This is a genomic window from Salegentibacter sp. Hel_I_6 (genome assembly GCF_000745315.1).
Lineage (GTDB): Bacteria > Bacteroidota > Bacteroidia > Flavobacteriales > Flavobacteriaceae > Salegentibacter.
This window is the reverse complement of sequence record NZ_JQNQ01000001.1, coordinates 1,546,072-1,562,952: the sequence shown is the minus strand read 5'-3', so window position 1 is coordinate 1,562,952 and position 16,881 is coordinate 1,546,072. Positions and strand designations below refer to the sequence as shown.

The window sequence follows — 16,881 nt, the reverse complement described above, 5'->3', positions numbered from 1 at the left end:
AATTAAAATAAGAAAATCGATATGAATACAAGATCAATAAATATTCTAATGCTTGCCTTAACGCTCAGCATATTCTTTGGATGTAAAGAAAATCCTGCGGCAGGGGAAGATGCTTCCAGTGAAACTGCAACTACTAATACCGAAGAAGGTGAAAATCACGGTGAGGAAGGAGATGAAGAACACGGTGAAGAAGAAGGTGGGATGCGTTCGGTACATCTTTCAGAAATGAAATTCAATAGTCTGGGGATTAAAGTAGATACCTTGCCTAAAAAAGCTTTGTCGGGTATTGTGGAAGCCAATGGCCAGTTAGAAGTGCCGCCACAATATGAAGCTACCGTTACGGCAATTTTAGGCGGTAATATAACTTCTATAAAGGTTATTGAGGGGGATAAGGTAAATAAAGGTCAGGTGTTGGCTTATCTTTCTCACCCAAATTTAACCAGAATGCAGTCTGATTATATTAATGCATATAGTAGGATGCAATTTTTGGAAAAGGAATTTGAAAGACAGAAACGTTTATATGAAGCAGAGGTAGGATCTGGAAAATCTTTTCAACAAACCCAATCAGATTACCAGTCTGTACAAGGTGAAGTGCGGGGGTATGAATCACAGTTACGGCAGTTAAACCTAAATGCTTCCCAGGTTAGAGACGGTGAATTATATGAATATATTCCGGTAGTAAGCCCAATTGGAGGTTATATTGAAAAAGTACTGGTACAGGTAGGACAATATGTAGACCCTCAGACCAGTATGTTTATGGTAGTTGATAATGAATATGTGCATGCCGATCTAATGGTTTTTGAAAAAGATATTTATAAGGTGAAAGAAGGCCAAAAGATTGCGTTTACACTGGAATCGGTTCCAGGCAGTAATTTAACCGGGGAAATTTATTCAGTGGGGAAACAATTTGAACAAAACCCCAAAGCGGTACATGTGCATGCAGAAATCGATAATAAAGAAGATTTTCTAATTCCGGGGATGTATATAAACGGAAAAATCAGGACCGGTGAAGAAGCTGTTCCTGCCTTACCGGAAGAAGCAATAATTGAAGAAGAAGGAAATCCCTACATCTTTACGGCCCAAAAACACCAGGAAGATGGTGAAACCGAATGGGAATTAAAACCAGTGCAGGTTAGAACGGGAATAAATGAAGATGGTTGGGTTGAAATTAAACTGCTGGAGCCTCTGCCTGAAGGTACGTTGGTTGCCTATAATAATGCCTATTATCTGGTTTCTGAAATGCAGAAAAGCCAGACTTCCCATGGTCATTAAATTAAAAAAATTAGATGGATGGACTCTCTGTTAAATGTTTGTCTTAATTAAAATTCCAGAGGGTTCATCCTTAATACTAAAATTAATATTACAGCAATGAAAGAAATAAAAGCATTTATAAAACCGAAACGAGTTCAAAAAGTGATAGAATCCCTTAGTGAAAGTGGATTCAAAAGTATGACGCTTTCCCAGGGGGAAGGTACCGGGGCTTTTAAAGCAAAAGGCGCATCACCTTCTTTAGATTTCCGTGTAACAGACAGTCCGGTTGTAAAGTTAGAACTGGTATGTCAAAACGAAGAAGCACAATCAGCAATAGATATTATCCTTGAGAATGCAAAAACAACTGAACCCGGTGACGGAATAATTTATCTTTCCGATATTGAAGATGCCTTCCAGATAAAAACCGGGGAATCCATAAAGCGTTACGATCCCTAAATACTTTTATAGCAAATGGAAAAAATAGTAAAAAAGTTGGAAAGCAAAGGCATCCGCCCTACGGCAATGCGCCTGATGACCTATAGACGGCTGGCACAACTGAATGTGGCCGTTAGCTTAGGCGACCTTGGAAAGGATTTCGAAAGCTCGGAAAGGAGTACGCTTTTCCGTACTATGAAGACATTTGAAGAAAAAGGAATCGTGCATCAAATTGAGGATGGCACCGGCATCATTAAATATGCCCTGTGCGAAGACAATTGTGAATGCGAGGTTGGCAACGACCTTCACTTACATTTTCATTGCAATAGTTGCGGGGAAACCGTGTGCCTTACAGAGCACAAAATCCCTCAGATAAACCTGCCCGAAGGCTATGTGGCAGAGGATATCAATCTGGTGGCCAAGGGAGTCTGTGAGAAATGTAGCAATGACTTGGATTAAGTTTTTTGATTTAAAAAATTGGAACAATGATGAAAATTTATAAGAAAGAAAGCAAGGTATATATGGTAGCTCAAAATAGATTGGATGCTACCGATTATGACAATTTGATATCTCAATTAAAAAACCATATACAGGCAAACCATAAAGTGTACTGGTATATTGAAATGGAAAATTTTGAGGGGTGGACCGCAAGTGCGTATTGGAAGGGCATTGAACTGAAACTTCCGAATGAAGAACGCGTTAAAAAGGTTGCATTGGTGGGAAATACAAAATGGAAGGAACAGTTTACGGAAGTTTTGATTCCCTTTACAAGGACACATATTAAATTCTTTAGCCCTGAAGAAAAAGATTTGGCCAAGGAATGGATGGAGAAAGAAAATCATTAAAAAAGTTAAATAAATTTAAACAGAAGATAAGCGATGAGGAATTTGAACAAAAGAAGAAAGTCCTTCAGGATAAGAAGAAGTAGTTATAAGGCACAGGCATCGAAAGCGATGGCACCTATGGCTTATAAAAGAAGGTAAAAATGAAAAAACGCAAAGTATTTGTTTTTATATTCATTGGATTAGCCCTTGGCTTATTTATAATACAGCCCCTGGTTATTTCACTCCACATGTATGACATGCAGGGAGGTAATGGCGAATGGTGGAAATCTCTGCTTGCTTCATATCAGCAGGAATTTAGTTCATGGGATTTGGATCAAGCCATAATCAAATTGCTATTTGGACTGCTGGGCATTGCCTTGTCGCTTATGTTTATGGTCAGGCAAAGAATATTTCAATTGACCGGAAGAAAAGATAAGCTGGAGGAGATCAGAGAGCTGATTGCGGCAGGAGAAAACCAGCAAGTAGAATTTAAATCTACCTTGAGATGGGATTTGAGGCAGTTTAAACCGAATAAGGCTTTGGAAGACGTAATAGCAAAAACAATTGCCGGGTTTATGAACACCCAAGGAGGGCATTTAATTATCGGAATTGATGATGAAGGTAGTATTCTGGGGCTGGAACAGGATTATGGTACTTTAAAAAAACCTGGCAAGGACGGGTTTGAGCAATATATAATGCAATTGGTGTCCCTCAAGTTGGGTACCCATTTTTGCACTTTGGTTAAAGTGTCTTTTCACCAATTTGAAGAAAAGGATATCTGTTATGTAAGGGTTCACAAATCACAAAAACCTGTGTATTTGAATTTGGGCGATCGTTCGCATTTCTTTATCAGAACAGGGAACGGAACCCGCGAGTTGGATATGCCCGAGGCGTTGGAATATATGGAAACATACTTAAACTAAACAATATGGGATTTTTAAAACATTTATTAAGAGGAAATTATGGTCATCATTCCAACAAGCATCAACGTAAAAATAATGACCCAAGATTTAATGAACCCAAGGTTGTTGTGAGATGTACAAAATGCGGCAAAGACAATCCTGAAAATGCTTCTTTTTGTCAACATTATGGCGAGCCTTTAGGTAAAGTAAAATGCATAAGTTGTCAAGAACCAATACCTATGGATGCAAAATTTTGTTCTAAATGTGGCAATGAAGTATAGTTTACATTATGAGAATAAGCAAACAACTTATTGAACGGACTTAAATAATTTTTAAATATGCTCTTAAATAAGCGGATATCAATTTTTGACTTCTTGAAAACCATAAAATTTGACCTGATATTTATCGGTAGTTATTCAATTCTGGTTGGCTATATGGACCAATATGGTTTTTTGTCAAAAATCTCTATTCCAATTGCAATAACCGGCGTTTTTGGTACTGCGGTGGCTCTACTTTTGGGTTTTCGAACCAATCAAGCCTATGAACGGTGGTGGGAAGCCCGTATTATTTGGGGGGCTATTGTCAATGATTCCAGAACACTGGTCAGGCAGTGTGTGTCTTTTTTTGCAAGGGATCAAGGAGGCTATCAAAAGATGGTGAAAGAGATGACCGATCGTCAGGTAATCTGGTGCTATGCCCTAGGGGAATCGTTGAGGAAACTACCCTTTTCCACTCGGGTTAAGGTATACTCAGAATCCTATGGGATTAAAGCATTTAATATTCCTAATGCTTTATTGTCACAACACTCTGAAACTTTGTTAAAGGCAAAAGAAATTGGTATGGTCAATGATTTTCAGCAGGTACAGATAGACAGTACTATAGCCAGGTTATGTGATTCAATGGGCAAATGCGAACGTATAAAAAATACTGTCTTCCCCAAAGCACACAGCTTATTGATTCATTTGATCATCTACGTTTTTGCTACAATGTTGCCTTTTGGATTGGACGATAAAAATATAGCAGTTGAAATCGCTATAACATTTATTATACCAGTCATTTTCATTGCCATTGAAAAAACATCCATACTCATGCAGGATCCCTTTGAAAACGACCCTTTGGATACACCCATGACTGATTTGGCCGAAACGATAGAAATAAACATTAAACAAATGATAGGTGAAACAGATGTTCCTGTAAAGAAAGAGCCAACAGATTATTATATTTTATAATACAAGATGAATACAATGGATTTTCAAACTGAAATAACACTGATACCGAGATTATTTGTCGCTCTTTTACTAGGTGTCCTGATAGGACTCGATAGGGAAATTGACGGAAATGCGGCAGGAATTAGAACGTATGCAGCCGTTTGCCTTGGGGCCGCATTAATTACAATAATCAATACTCATATTGAAGTAACTGACCAAACCCGCATTGTCGCCAATATTGTTTCCGGTATTGGGTTCCTTGGTGCAGGAATTATTTTTAGGGATAGCGCGAAAAATTTAATTTCCGGTTTGACTACCGCAGCTACAATTTGGGCCACTGCCGCGGTTGGTATATCAATTGGGTTTGGTATGTACCTCATTGGAAGTGTTACATCCGCTTTTCTTATTCTATTATTGGTTTCACATCATTTCCCTTTTTTGAAAAAACATAAAACAAACAATACCTAAAATGAAAAAATTACAACTTAAAATTCCGGTACTGCTACCTCAGGTGCCAAATGAAAAAGATACCTGTGTACAAAGACTTATTGAGGAATTAGAAGCCAAAGAAGGTCTTGAAAAAGTGCATATAAAAGATGATCAGGAAGATACGGTTCCACAATTGTGCTTTCATTACGATCCGGATATAATTTCTATTGACCGCATTCAATCATTGGCAGAAAGAACCGGGGCTGAAATTACCGCGAAATATGGACATTTGCTTATAGAGGTTGAGGGGATTAGACATACCCGGCATGCAAGGACTATAGAAAAGAGTCTGTTGAATATCAATGGTGTTTTGGAAGCTTCCGCCAATGCCGGAGGAATGATCCGTTTAGAATATGATAAACGGGAAACAAGTTTTGATGAGATAACTACAAAGCTCGAAAAAGAAAACCTACAAGTTAAAAAAAGCTCCTCTGCTGAGAATAAGGGCTTTAAATCTGCCGAAAAGAATCCTCAAAATTTAAATAAAGAAAAGGTAAGGGATATAGAAGAACAAAAGCATAAAGATACTGATCTCCAGAATCATAGAGAAGCGGATAGCCACGGGGCCGGGGAAGAAAATTCCCACGCCCACGGAGGTATTTTTGGGAAAAACACCGAACTTATTTTTGCTATTATTTGCGGTGCTCTTTTGGGTATTGGTTTTGGTTTGTCCTACGTAACATCAATACCGGAATGGGTCAGCTTATCCCTATACATAGGTGCCTACTTTTTTGGAGGTTACTTTACAGCAAAAGAAGCCATACAGACCGTAGCCAAAGGTGGATTTGAAATTGATTTTCTCATGTTGGTCGCAGCTATAGGAGCAGCTATTCTTGGGGAATGGGCTGAAGGAGCTTTGTTATTATTTCTCTTTAGCCTGGGGCATGCCCTGGAGCATTATGCAATGAACAAAGCACGAAAATCTATAGCTGCACTGGCAGAACTGGCGCCAAAAACAGCTTTGGTTAAGAAAAATGGTAAAACGGAAGAAGTTGGTATCGAAAAACTCAATATTGGGGATATCATTGTGGTGAAACCAAATAGTAAAATATCTGCAGATGGCGTAGTGGTAGATGGGCAGAGTAGTGTTAACCAGGCTCCAATAACCGGGGAGAGTGTACCGGTAGATAAAGTTCCCGTAGAAGATGTTGAGAAGGATTACTCAGAGGTAGATGATATTAAAGATGAAAACCGCGTTTTTGCAGGAACGATCAATGGGAACAATACTTTGGAGATTAAAGTTATCAAAGCAGCCAAAGATTCAACGCTTTCCCGATTGGTGAAACTGGTTAACGAAGCTCAGACTCAAAAATCGCCTACCCAGTTGCTCACCGATAAATTTGAAAAATATTTTGTGCCGTCCGTCCTTATTTTGGTCGGGATTCTTTTGTTTGCTTTTTTAGTTATTGACGAACCCTTTAGCGCTAGCTTTTACAGGGCGATGGCCGTATTGGTAGCTGCAAGTCCCTGTGCGTTGGCAATCTCGACCCCAAGTGCTGTATTGAGTGGAGTGGCCAGGGCCGCCCGTGGCGGGGTATTAATTAAAGGAGGGCGCCCTCTGGAGGACCTGGGGGTTATTACCGCCCTCGCCTTCGATAAAACCGGAACTCTAACGGAAGGAAAGCCAAAACTTACCCAAGTGGTGCCACTTGGGGATATTTCAGAAAATGAACTTCTCAAAATAGCAGTAGCCGTGGAAGGTCTTAGTGATCACCCCCTGGCCAAAGCTGTAGTTCGTGATGGAAAAGAGCGTCTGGAAGGCGAGGAAATCCCAAATGCCTCTAATTTGGAGGCAGTTCTGGGTAAAGGGATTAAAGCATCGTTTGGCAATGATAAAATCTATATAGGTAACCTCGACCTGTACGAAGGGCTTGATGAGAGTACACCTTCCGAAAAAATAGCTACGAAAGTGCGTGGTCTTGAAGGTGGTGGAAATACAACAATGCTTATACGAAAAAATGAAGAATATATAGGCATCATTGCATTAATGGATACCCCTCGTGAAGCCGCCAAGGGAACCCTCAAAAAATTAAAAGAAATCGGCATTAAACGAATGATCATGCTTACCGGAGATAACCAGAAGGTAGCAGACGCTGTAGCAGAAGAAATAGGATTGACCGATGCCTGGGGGAGCCTATTGCCGGAAGAAAAAGTGGATGCTATAAAAGAATTAAAAGAAAAGGAATCCAAGGTGGCAATGGTGGGCGATGGCGTTAATGATGCCCCTGCCATGGCAAACAGCACTGTAGGAATAGCTATGGGTGCTGCGGGAAGTGATGTAGCCCTGGAAACGGCGGATATTGCGCTAATGGCCGATAAATTGGAAACCCTGCCCTTTGCCATAGGCTTAAGCAGGAAAGCAAAGGCGATTATCAGGCAAAACCTTTGGGTTAGCCTTGGTATTGTGGCCCTGCTTATACCTTCAACCATATTCGGCTTGGCAAATATTGGAGTGGCGGTAGTAATCCATGAAGGTTCGACGCTTCTGGTGGTTTTTAATGCGTTAAGGCTTTTGGCTTATAAAAAAGATTAGATCCGGACTTAGACTGTTTTTCGAAAGAATATAAAATGACAAAAACGGAAAAAAAATTATCGTCCAAAGGGATACGTCCCACTGAAATGAGGTTGAAAATTTACAAATACCTCAAAAGGAAAACTTATGCAGTAAGTTTAAATGAAATGCAAAAAGTCTTTATCAATAAAGATATCAAAACAGCCAATAAGACCACTTTCTACAGGGCGATAAAGCTCTTTGAGAAAAAAAGCATGGTGCACCAAATTGACGATGGAACTGCTTTTGCAAAATATGCGATTTCCGATGAAAACGCCAAAGGTAAACACAGTACAGATTTACATATGCACTTTCATTGTACCGATTGTAAGAAAACAATCTGTTTACCAAATAAAATATCGGAAGAGAGTTTGCCAAACCAGTATGAGGTGAACGATGTGAACCTGGTATTAAAAGGGATATGTAAAAATTGTAGTAAAAAATAATAGGTGAGAGTGCCTTAAGCCTGAATCCCAGCCCCCAATGGTCAAGCTTAAGGTTTTTTCCACCGTAACTAACTTAAAAAAAATATGAATATGGAAAAATTTGATGTAACTATAATAGGATCTGGCCCGGGCGGGTATGTAAGTGCGATCCGTTGCGCCCAATTAGGATTAAAAGTAGCCATTGTTGAAAGGTATAGTACCCTGGGCGGCACCTGTCTAAACGTGGGCTGTATCCCGTCAAAAGCCTGGTTGGAAGCCTCTGAGCATTATTACAAACTCAAGCATCAATTCGAAAAATTTGGGATTGATGTTAAAGAGGCCAATGTCGATATCCTGAAAATGAACCAAAGGGTTCAGGATGTGGTACAGGAAATCATCAATGGCGTTGATTATCTGATGAAAAAGAACAAGGTTACCGTTTATGAAGGTCATGGCACCATCAAGGACAAAAACACGATTGAAATTAAGGGAGAAGATAAAACGGAAAGCATAGCAACCGATAAAATCATCATTGCCACAGGGTCCAAACCCGCTTCATTGCCCAATATTAAAATAGACAAAAAGCGTATCATCTCTTCTACCGAAGCCCTTGCCCTACAGGAAATCCCCAAGCACTTAATGGTCGTTGGGGGTGGCGTTATCGGTGTTGAGATAGGTTCCGTATTCGCCCGCCTGGGTTCAAAGGTTTCCATAGTAGAATATTTTGATAGCCTTATCGCCACTATGGACGGCGCACTGGGACATCAATTGCACCGTTCCCTTAGAAAACAGGGAATTGATTTTTATTTGGAACATAAGGTGACAAACGCAACGGCAACTGAGGATAAAGTAGAATTGAAAGCGGAAAATCTTTCCGATAAAGAAGAAATGAGTTTAGATGGCGATTACTGTCTTATGGCCATTGGCCGAAAACCATACACCGCCAGTTTAGGGCTTGAAAATATAGGAGTGGAGACCAATGAGAAAGGACAGATAACGGTAGATAAAAACCTTGAAACCAACGTCAAGGGTGTGTATGCCATTGGGGATGTAATCCGGGGGGCAATGCTTGCCCATAAAGCCAGTGAAGAAGGCGTTTTTGTAGCCGAACGGATTGTTGGCCAAAAGCCCCATATCAATTATTCGCTTATCCCAAATATCGTGTACACCCAGCCTGAGGTCGCCGGTGTAGGCTTGACGGAAGAGGAACTGAAGAAGACCAATAGAAGTATAAAAACGGGCTCTTTTCCCTATAAGGCAAACGCACGGGCGAAGATAAGTATGGATACGGATGGTTTTATCAAGGTAATCGCAGATAAGGAAACCGATGAGATATTGGGCGTGCATATGATAGGCCCTCGCATAGCAGACAGTTATACCGAAGCGGTGGTAGCGATGGAATTTAGGGCGGCTGCCGAGGATATTGCAAGAATGTCACACGGGCACCCCACCTTTTCAGAAACCTTTAAAGAAGCCTGTTTGGCAGCCACCGAAGACAGGGCGTTGCATATTTAAAGTTGACCTAACAGTAAGTTCTTAAAAATTAAGACGCTACTGAGCTTTTTGAAATATTAAGGTTTAAGTAATGAACTCAAAAAACAGATAAGATAAAATGGGGCAATCAGTTCGAAATCAATCCACTATTGGGTATATCAGGGAAACGGCAACAAAGTTCCTCGACAGGGAAACAGCTGGGGGGATTTTTTTAATAATTGCTACTATAGTTGCCCTTCTTTTAGCTAATTCACAGTGGGCAGGTGCCTATCATCATTTTCTTGGCGATGAATTGCTTTTTGAATTTTCCGAGCATCTTAGTTTTGGGCTAACAATTGAAGAATGGATCAATGATGGCCTAATGGCAATTTTCTTTTTGGTTGCCGGCCTTGAATTGAAGAGGGAGGTTATGGTGGGGGAATTATCTTCAATTAAAAAAGCCTCAGCCCCCTTGTTGGCAGCTTTAGGTGGTATGGCAGTTCCGGCCCTCATTTTTATTAGCCTAAATTTAGGCACTGAAAATATAAAGGGTTGGGGCATCCCTATGGCTACCGATATCGCATATTCACTAGGGATTATTGGCCTACTGGGAAAAAATGTCCCCAGGCAGTTAAAAACATTTTTAATAGCCCTCGCTATTGCTGACGATATAGGTGCCATATTGGTGATAGCATTGTTTTATAGCAACGAGTTGAGCTGGATATACCTTGGATCGGGCATGGGGGCATTTGGGTTATTATTATTAATGAATTGGACTGGGATCAAAAATTTGATTTGGTATATTATTATTGGGATCATCTTATGGTATTGCTTCCTTAATTCGGGGATCCATCCAACTATTGCGGGAGTACTTTTTGCCATTACCATTCCAATAGTGCCCAAATTAGACAGTAAAATATTAAAAGAAAGGACTGCCACAAACGTTACTAATCTTGAGAAAACAGAGCTGGAAAAATTAAATCCTCTTCAGGATAAAAAACAACAAATAATTTTAAAAGCCATTAAAACAGATACTGAGAATTCAAGGCCTCCTTTGCTCAAACTGGAAAATTCCCTTGTTGATTTCAATGCTTTCTTTATCATTCCAATTTTTGCAGTCGCGAATGCGGGAGTAAAGCTCGATGTAAATTTAATTGAGGTTGTTTCCGGTTCTTTAGGGCTGGGGATCCTTTTGGGATTAGCAATTGGCAAAGTAACAGGGATTGGTATTTTTACATTGATTGGGCAAAAACTTGGAGTTTCCGAATTTCATATTACACTAAACTGGAAACATATAATTGGAATTGGTATGATTGCGGGAATTGGCTTTACCATGTCCCTTTTTATTACCAATCTCGCATTTAATGATCAGGAATTGATTAAAATTTCGAAAATAAGCATTTTGATAGCTTCATTACTTGCAGCTATTGGCGGTGCGGTAATTCTCTTATTAACTTCCAATAAAGGAAAGAAAAATATAGTTAAGTGATATGGGAGAAATGAACAAAAGTACTTTTATAGTAAGTCAAATGGACTGTCCTTCAGAAGAACAGATGATCCGGATGAAGTTGGAGGCTTATACACAAGTGAAATATTTGGATTTTGATATTCCCAACAGGAAATTGGAAGTATATCATGTGAATGGAATCGAAGATATACAAATATCAATAGCCGGTTTAAACCTTGGGGATTCCTTCCAAGGGACCGAAGAAGCCGATCCTCCCGTAATAGAAGACCAATCCAAACAGAAAACAATCCTTTGGTGGGTCTTTGGGATAAATTTCGGCTTTTTCATTATCGAAATGACCACGGGGTGGATCTCTTCTTCTATGGGTCTTATTGCAGATTCGTTGGATATGCTGGCAGATTCGATAGTATATGCGCTAAGTTTATTTGCAGTAGGTGGTGCCATTTCCAGAAAAAAGAAGGTGGCAAAATTCAGCGGGTATTTTCAGATGGCCTTGGCAACACTTGGTTTTGCAGAGGTATTAAGAAGGTTTTTTACCAGTAGTGAAACACCAATTTTCCAATTGATGATCATTGTTTCCATTTTCGCCCTTCTGGGTAACCTTATTTCGCTTTGGTTGATAAATAAGGCCAAAAGTAAGGAGGCGCATATGCAGGCCAGTGCTATTTTTACGTCGAATGATATCATCGTAAACGGCGGGGTGATACTGGCCGGTGTTTTGGTCTATTTTCTGGATAGCAAATGGCCTGATTTGGTAATTGGCGGCATCGTTTTTACGTTTGTAATGCGGGGTGCCATAAGAATTTTAAAATTATCTAAATAATGCAAATATATGTTGCACAAGACGTTGGGCAACAATAAGGAAATTATGAATAAAAGTAGTGTAGCATTATTGATTTTACTGTTGTTGGTAATAGACCAGGTCATAAAAATTTATGTGAAGACCCATTTTTATTATGGCGAGGAATATTTTGTGTTTGGCCTGGATTGGTTTCGCTTACATTTTTTGGAGAATCCCGGCATGGCCTGGGGCTTTAAATTTGGCGAGGGATATCTGGCCAAATTTGTTTTAATACTATTTCGCTTCGTAGCCGTTATTTGGGGGACCTTTTATATCAAAAAAATGATACGTGAAGGATATGCAAAAGTCTTTATAATCTGTGCCGCATTTATATACGCAGGTGCATTGGGCAATTTGATTGACGGTGCATTTTACGGACTGATTTTTGAAAAAAGTGATCCCGCACTTCGTAATATTGCAGAAATATTCTCCTCAGGCGGTGGTTATGCGGGATTTTTAAATGGCAATGTGGTGGATATGTGGTTCTTTCCAATTATTGAAACAAGGCTTCCGGAATGGCTGCTATTATGGGGAGGCAATGAATTTACTTTTTTCGACCCTGTATTCAATACCGCAGATGTTTGGATTAGCACGGGAGTGATTTTACTCCTGATCTTTCAAAGCCAACAAAAAAAAGACCAGAAAATATCGGAAAATAAAAAGTTGAAATATACTGAAAGTAACAGGACAATTATATAAATCGATTAGTTATGAACGTTTGGCTTTGGGTAGTAGTATTGGGATTGGCAGCTTGGGCTGCCCATTGGGGTGCGGACCAACTCTTGACGCCTTTAAAGATGCTCCGTAAGCAATGGGGGCTTACAGCTTCTGCAGGAGCAGCTTTACTTGCCATTGTGACCGCCAGCCCCGAGGTAGCTGTAAACGTTACCAGTGCAGCCCGGGGAGTATCGGAAATTGGTCTGGGCAACCTTTTGGGTTCCAATATAATTTCCATTCCGTTGATGGTTAGCATAGCCTATTTCGCTTCCAGAAAGCAATTTAAAAATAATAAGGAACACCAAAAACATCTGGATGCCAACCTGCTGGCCCTGAACAAACGTTCCGTCTCGGTATTATCTATCCCCTATCTGGTAATTATCGGGTTGGTGGCTATATTAACGCTTCCCAAAGCCTGGCGTGGATTACAACCCATTGATGGGTGGATCATGCTGGCTGCCTATGCGGCTTTTTTAACGCATGCCATTATAAAAGGCAGGGAAAAGGGTCAGAAGGTAGAATGGGATAAAAAGAAAATATGGCTTTCGGTTGCAGGGGCCCTGGCCATAGCCGTGGGGGCTTTTTTTATTGTAAAAGCTACCGAAAATATTGTTTCGGCACTGAATATTTCCGAAATTGTTGGAGGGTTGTTTATCACCGGAATTATGACTACCGCCCCTGAAATATTCAAAACATGGAGTGTGGTAAAGGGAGGTGAAGTGACTGCGGGTACCACCAGTGTGATTGCAGATAATGCCGTTACCATGACAGTGGCATTTTTCCCCCTGGCACTGGTAACGACCCCAATCGAAGATTTCCAGTTGTTTTGGGTCAACCTGGCTTTTGTAGGACTGATGCCGCTTTTATATTCAGTATTTGTCCATCAAAGCAAGGAACTTCACGGGTTCAGCAGATGGCAGATATTCGTTTTCGATGCAGCGTATATTGTATATCTTTTAACTATGGTGTTTTTTGTTCTAAAACTATTTTAAAAAATGAAGGAGGATTTATTTAAGGATTACCAGGAGAGGCTTAATGTGCTGGATGAAAATATTAGAGCAGTAGCATTAAAATATGCAAGGGATTTCTATTTGAACAAAAATTGTTCAAAAGAAGAGGCTATTGAGCGTGGCATCGTAAAGGCAGAGATGGAAAAAAGGAATTTAGATAGAAATGGATAATATATTACTAATAGTATTATGGCAGAATTAAAAAAATCTCTGGGTACTCTTCGCCTTACTTTTTATGGTGTAGGTACCATTGTTGGTGCTGGAATATATACTGTAATTGGTGCAGCCGCTGGACAGGCGGGAACAGACCTTTGGTTGAGTTTTATTTTTGCCGCCATTGCGGCCAGTGTCTCGGCAATGTCGTATGCAGAGCTGTCCTCTACCTATCCTAATGCCGGTGCAGAATTCATTTTTGTACGGAAAGCTTTTCCAAAAATCGACATTCCATCTTTTCTAACAGGTTGGACGATTGCATTTCACAGTTCGGCCACCATCGCCGCGGTGCTACTTGCTTTTTCAGGGTATTTCAATACGTTTTTTAACATCCCTTCCTTACTGGTTAGCTATGCTGTGCTACTGATTCTTGCATTTATAAGCATTACGGGCATCAAAAAATCATCTACCGCCAATATCATTATGGTCAGTATTCAGCTATTGGGATTGTTTATTCTTATTGCGGTCGGACTTTTGGAAACAGGACCACCAAAATCAGAATTTTTTAAAGTGGAGTCCTTTTCCGGCACCCTGGCAGCGACTGCTACCTTATTTTTTGTTTATACCGGCTTTGAGCATATGGCAGCATTGGGTTCCGAGGTAAAAAATCCGGGCAAGACGATTCCGAGGGCATTTTTATTGACAATGGTGTTTACCACAATTATATACCTACTAATATCTTTTACGGTACTCAATATAAGTGACCCCGCAGAAATAGCAAAGGTAAATTCCCCATTGTCGCTGGCCGCTTCAAATTTAAATTCCTGGTTGCCCGTAGCCCTGGCAGTTGCGGCACTTTTTGCTACGGCTAATGCGGCTTTTAGTGGCATTATTTCCATTAGCAGGTTGCTTTTCGGTATGGCAAGCGTGGGCGAGCTTCCAAAATTTATGACCAAGACCAATGCACAGAAAGTACCCTGGGTAACTACACTGGTGGTTATGGCTGCGGTAGCGGCATTTTTGTTATTGGGAGATATTAAAATTGTCGCAGGAATGTCCTCTTTAGGGGCGTTACTCGTTTTTGTAGCTGTGAATATTGCACTCATCGTTTTGCGTTATAAAGCACCTGACAAAGAAAGACCTTTTAAAGTTCCCCTTTCCATAGGGAAAGTACCTATCCTACCCATTTTGGCCATAATTATTAGCCTGTCTCTGGTAGTTCAGTTTAACTGGCAGGTGTATGTTGCTTTTGTGGGAGCAATTATAGTGGGCATCGTGCTGGATTATTTTTTGGACAAAAAGTCAAAGAATGAGATGGATCCCGAAAAAGAAAAAGAACTGTTCAACCATTAAAATGAAGCTATGGAATGGACCTTTGAAGAATTTAAAACCAGTTTGGATGGCCTCCATCCTGCAGTGAAGCAAAAAGCCCTGGAAATTGCTAAAAGTCTGGTTATAGAAAAGAATTATACTAAGGGAAATGCCATAAAAGAAGGAATTATGAAAGCTGAAGAATGGTTTTACGATTTAGGCGGTTAATAATTAATAAAAATAGATATGTTACAAATTATAGAGATTTCAGGAGATAATATTATTGCAACCAGAGCATCGGGAGATTTATCCGAAATGGATATTGAGAAGGTACATCCCATTATTCATGCTATTTTGGACAAAGGATTAAACGTACGCTGGTATTTTGAAATGGAGAATTTTACCGGCTGGGATTTTCCAGGCCTGTGGGAAGATCTAAAAATGGATACTGCCCACGCAAAAGATTATGAAAAAATCGCCATGGTAGGTGATAAAAAATGGCAGGACTGGATTACAAAGTTCATGAAACCTTTTACCAATGCTGAAGTAAAATATTTTGACTTAGAGGAAAAGGAGATTGCCAAAAAGTGGATTAAACAATAAAGCTTTTATTTAAACAATTAATTGAAAAACTGAATGTATAATTAAAATTAAAAAACCATGAAAATAATAGTTCCGATTGATTTTAGTCAAAGTTCCAAAATTGGAGTTGAGTATGCCATAAAGGTGGCCGAATCTTTAAATTCAGAAATTATCTTTGTTCATGCCTATTCTGAAGGTTATCAATATGCCGGATACGGGGCTATAGTTTATCCGGTTCCCGACAACTTTAGTTCTTATCAGAAATTGTACAAAGAAAAAATGCTGGAATTTCTCGAAAATTTTCCACGTCTGGCGACAATAAAATATAAGAGTATGGTAGCCCCAGGAAGACCTTCAGATATAATTTATCAATTAGCAACAGAAGAAAAAGCAGGTTTGATAATTATGGGGACAGAAGGTGCAGGTGAGGTAGAAGGTTACCTTGCAGGAACTACCAGTGAAAAAGTGAGCAAGGATGTACCCTGCCCTGTGCTGGTTGTACCTGAAGATTTAGAAACTTTTGGTTTAAAAAGAATTTGTCTGGCGCTGGATTCAGATAATCTGAAACCTGATAGGGAACTAAAGGTTCTGGCTGATCTATTAAAGGCATTTAACGCGCGCCTTTTTATATTTCATTTTGCTAAAAGTAAAGATGAAGTTATTAAAGAACAGGAGATAAAAAACTATTATGAGGAGTTTTTTAATCTACAGAATATTTCTGTTCACCTTTTTTCCGAAGGGAAAACTGAAGATAAAATAACCGGTTTTTTGAAAGATAATGCCATAGATATTTTGGCGCTACTTTACAGGAAACATGCCTTTATAGAAAAACTAACTGAACTGGGGCTGAGACGGAAAATGATTTTCAAATCAGAAGTTCCTGTACTTATTTTAAAATGATAGTAGGATTGAAAACAAATCTGCATTTTTAAGTTTATGAAGTCACTATTTTTTAGAAATTAACTGAATTCCTGAGCTTCATACCTTCAGTAAGACCACAGAATTATTTGTGAAATATTCCTATGGTATCCTAGGTGCCCTAAATTAAGGCAATTGTAAGACTACAGTACAATGAATTTTTATCTAATTAGAGGGAATAAACCCTTTTTAAAGCGATAAGTTTGCAATTTACCCAAAAGAAAGTGTAGAAGAAAAATGTCAAAATATAGGAGAAATAGAAGAAAGAAGAAGGGTCAAAAATCTTCCCGGAATAAAATAACTAAAAAAGAAAAGCTTTTTGG

Annotated in this window: 20 protein-coding genes; all 20 read left to right on the top strand. The window is 39.5% G+C overall.

Going from position 1 to position 16,881, the window contains the following annotated elements; all coding sequences use genetic code 11:
- The first annotated feature begins 21 nt into the window (after positions 1 to 21).
- The 20 genes from FG27_RS06865 to FG27_RS06775 all read left to right on the top strand — a co-directional run bounded on the left by FG27_RS06865 (position 22) and on the right by FG27_RS06775 (position 16,540).
- The gene (locus tag FG27_RS06865; RefSeq protein ID WP_187288243.1) at positions 22 to 1,272 is read left to right on the top strand and encodes an efflux RND transporter periplasmic adaptor subunit; all 1,251 of its coding nucleotides are present in this window, start codon (positions 22 to 24) and stop codon (positions 1,270 to 1,272) included.
- A 96-nt stretch (positions 1,273 to 1,368) separates the two neighbouring features.
- Positions 1,369 to 1,707, top strand: coding sequence for a P-II family nitrogen regulator (locus FG27_RS06860; protein ID WP_008613762.1), 339 nt, complete (start codon positions 1,369 to 1,371; stop codon positions 1,705 to 1,707).
- Between the two features lie 15 nt (positions 1,708 to 1,722).
- Complete coding sequence (locus FG27_RS06855; RefSeq protein ID WP_008613756.1) at positions 1,723 to 2,145, top strand: Fur family transcriptional regulator; 423 nt, start codon at positions 1,723 to 1,725, stop codon at positions 2,143 to 2,145.
- A gap of 26 nt (positions 2,146 to 2,171) precedes the next feature.
- A complete protein-coding gene (locus tag FG27_RS06850; RefSeq protein WP_008613752.1) occupies positions 2,172 to 2,531 on the top strand; it encodes an STAS/SEC14 domain-containing protein in 360 nt (119 codons plus the stop codon).
- A gap of 140 nt (positions 2,532 to 2,671) precedes the next feature.
- Positions 2,672 to 3,433: a helix-turn-helix domain-containing protein gene (locus tag FG27_RS06845; protein WP_008613751.1), complete on the top strand. Its 762-nt coding sequence runs from the start codon at positions 2,672 to 2,674 to the stop codon at positions 3,431 to 3,433.
- A 5-nt stretch (positions 3,434 to 3,438) separates the two neighbouring features.
- Complete coding sequence (locus FG27_RS06840) at positions 3,439 to 3,693, top strand: zinc ribbon domain-containing protein (protein ID WP_008613749.1); 255 nt, start codon at positions 3,439 to 3,441, stop codon at positions 3,691 to 3,693.
- Between the two features lie 57 nt (positions 3,694 to 3,750).
- The gene (locus tag FG27_RS06835; RefSeq protein ID WP_008613747.1) at positions 3,751 to 4,641 is read left to right on the top strand and encodes a bestrophin family protein; all 891 of its coding nucleotides are present in this window, start codon (positions 3,751 to 3,753) and stop codon (positions 4,639 to 4,641) included.
- 15 nt (positions 4,642 to 4,656) lie between these two features.
- The gene (locus FG27_RS06830) at positions 4,657 to 5,088 is read left to right on the top strand and encodes an MgtC/SapB family protein (protein WP_173362634.1); all 432 of its coding nucleotides are present in this window, start codon (positions 4,657 to 4,659) and stop codon (positions 5,086 to 5,088) included.
- Between the two features lies 1 nt (position 5,089).
- Positions 5,090 to 7,642: a heavy metal translocating P-type ATPase gene (locus tag FG27_RS06825; protein ID WP_037317207.1), complete on the top strand. Its 2,553-nt coding sequence runs from the start codon at positions 5,090 to 5,092 to the stop codon at positions 7,640 to 7,642.
- Positions 7,643 to 7,677: 35 nt separating this feature from the next.
- Positions 7,678 to 8,106, top strand: a complete 429-nt coding sequence (locus FG27_RS06820) for a Fur family transcriptional regulator (protein ID WP_037317205.1) — start codon at positions 7,678 to 7,680, stop codon at positions 8,104 to 8,106.
- 90 nt (positions 8,107 to 8,196) lie between these two features.
- Positions 8,197 to 9,600 (top strand): dihydrolipoyl dehydrogenase, encoded by a 1,404-nt coding sequence (lpdA, locus tag FG27_RS06815; protein ID WP_037322015.1) that lies wholly within the window; start codon positions 8,197 to 8,199, stop codon positions 9,598 to 9,600.
- Between the two features lie 97 nt (positions 9,601 to 9,697).
- Positions 9,698 to 11,047: a Na+/H+ antiporter NhaA gene (gene nhaA / locus FG27_RS06810; RefSeq protein ID WP_037317202.1), complete on the top strand. Its 1,350-nt coding sequence runs from the start codon at positions 9,698 to 9,700 to the stop codon at positions 11,045 to 11,047.
- Between the two features lies 1 nt (position 11,048).
- The gene (locus tag FG27_RS06805; protein ID WP_037317200.1) at positions 11,049 to 11,849 is read left to right on the top strand and encodes a cation transporter; all 801 of its coding nucleotides are present in this window, start codon (positions 11,049 to 11,051) and stop codon (positions 11,847 to 11,849) included.
- Between the two features lie 45 nt (positions 11,850 to 11,894).
- Positions 11,895 to 12,566 (top strand): lipoprotein signal peptidase, encoded by a 672-nt coding sequence (locus tag FG27_RS06800; protein WP_037322013.1) that lies wholly within the window; start codon positions 11,895 to 11,897, stop codon positions 12,564 to 12,566.
- 11 nt (positions 12,567 to 12,577) lie between these two features.
- A complete protein-coding gene (locus FG27_RS06795; RefSeq protein WP_037317197.1) occupies positions 12,578 to 13,576 on the top strand; it encodes a sodium:calcium antiporter in 999 nt (332 codons plus the stop codon).
- Between the two features lie 3 nt (positions 13,577 to 13,579).
- Complete coding sequence (locus FG27_RS06790; RefSeq protein ID WP_013073443.1) at positions 13,580 to 13,765, top strand: hypothetical protein; 186 nt, start codon at positions 13,580 to 13,582, stop codon at positions 13,763 to 13,765.
- An 18-nt stretch (positions 13,766 to 13,783) separates the two neighbouring features.
- The gene (locus tag FG27_RS06785; RefSeq protein ID WP_013073442.1) at positions 13,784 to 15,100 is read left to right on the top strand and encodes an APC family permease; all 1,317 of its coding nucleotides are present in this window, start codon (positions 13,784 to 13,786) and stop codon (positions 15,098 to 15,100) included.
- A 9-nt stretch (positions 15,101 to 15,109) separates the two neighbouring features.
- On the top strand, positions 15,110 to 15,286 hold the full coding sequence (locus tag FG27_RS19230; RefSeq protein WP_013073441.1) for a hypothetical protein: 177 nt from the start codon (positions 15,110 to 15,112) through the stop codon (positions 15,284 to 15,286).
- Between the two features lie 18 nt (positions 15,287 to 15,304).
- Complete coding sequence (locus FG27_RS06780) at positions 15,305 to 15,661, top strand: STAS/SEC14 domain-containing protein (RefSeq protein ID WP_008615606.1); 357 nt, start codon at positions 15,305 to 15,307, stop codon at positions 15,659 to 15,661.
- Positions 15,662 to 15,718: 57 nt separating this feature from the next.
- Positions 15,719 to 16,540, top strand: a complete 822-nt coding sequence (locus tag FG27_RS06775) for a universal stress protein (RefSeq protein WP_013073440.1) — start codon at positions 15,719 to 15,721, stop codon at positions 16,538 to 16,540.
- Positions 16,541 to 16,881: the final 341 nt, after the last annotated feature.

Coding starts and splice junctions, on each gene's coding strand:
- FG27_RS06805 (WP_037317200.1), top strand. CDS start 11,049: ATGGGAGAAATGAACAAAAGTACTTTTATAGTAAGTCAAATGGACTGT.
- FG27_RS06780 (WP_008615606.1), top strand. CDS start 15,305: ATGTTACAAATTATAGAGATTTCAGGAGATAATATTATTGCAACCAGA.
- FG27_RS19230 (WP_013073441.1), top strand. CDS start 15,110: ATGGAATGGACCTTTGAAGAATTTAAAACCAGTTTGGATGGCCTCCAT.
- FG27_RS06865 (WP_187288243.1), top strand. CDS start 22: ATGAATACAAGATCAATAAATATTCTAATGCTTGCCTTAACGCTCAGC.
- lpdA (WP_037322015.1), top strand. CDS start 8,197: ATGGAAAAATTTGATGTAACTATAATAGGATCTGGCCCGGGCGGGTAT.
- FG27_RS06790 (WP_013073443.1), top strand. CDS start 13,580: ATGAAGGAGGATTTATTTAAGGATTACCAGGAGAGGCTTAATGTGCTG.
- nhaA (WP_037317202.1), top strand. CDS start 9,698: ATGGGGCAATCAGTTCGAAATCAATCCACTATTGGGTATATCAGGGAA.
- FG27_RS06850 (WP_008613752.1), top strand. CDS start 2,172: ATGATGAAAATTTATAAGAAAGAAAGCAAGGTATATATGGTAGCTCAA.
- FG27_RS06785 (WP_013073442.1), top strand. CDS start 13,784: ATGGCAGAATTAAAAAAATCTCTGGGTACTCTTCGCCTTACTTTTTAT.
- FG27_RS06860 (WP_008613762.1), top strand. CDS start 1,369: ATGAAAGAAATAAAAGCATTTATAAAACCGAAACGAGTTCAAAAAGTG.
- FG27_RS06820 (WP_037317205.1), top strand. CDS start 7,678: ATGACAAAAACGGAAAAAAAATTATCGTCCAAAGGGATACGTCCCACT.
- FG27_RS06825 (WP_037317207.1), top strand. CDS start 5,090: ATGAAAAAATTACAACTTAAAATTCCGGTACTGCTACCTCAGGTGCCA.
- FG27_RS06800 (WP_037322013.1), top strand. CDS start 11,895: ATGAATAAAAGTAGTGTAGCATTATTGATTTTACTGTTGTTGGTAATA.
- FG27_RS06840 (WP_008613749.1), top strand. CDS start 3,439: ATGGGATTTTTAAAACATTTATTAAGAGGAAATTATGGTCATCATTCC.
- FG27_RS06795 (WP_037317197.1), top strand. CDS start 12,578: ATGAACGTTTGGCTTTGGGTAGTAGTATTGGGATTGGCAGCTTGGGCT.
- FG27_RS06835 (WP_008613747.1), top strand. CDS start 3,751: ATGCTCTTAAATAAGCGGATATCAATTTTTGACTTCTTGAAAACCATA.
- FG27_RS06845 (WP_008613751.1), top strand. CDS start 2,672: ATGAAAAAACGCAAAGTATTTGTTTTTATATTCATTGGATTAGCCCTT.
- FG27_RS06775 (WP_013073440.1), top strand. CDS start 15,719: ATGAAAATAATAGTTCCGATTGATTTTAGTCAAAGTTCCAAAATTGGA.
- FG27_RS06830 (WP_173362634.1), top strand. CDS start 4,657: ATGGATTTTCAAACTGAAATAACACTGATACCGAGATTATTTGTCGCT.
- FG27_RS06855 (WP_008613756.1), top strand. CDS start 1,723: ATGGAAAAAATAGTAAAAAAGTTGGAAAGCAAAGGCATCCGCCCTACG.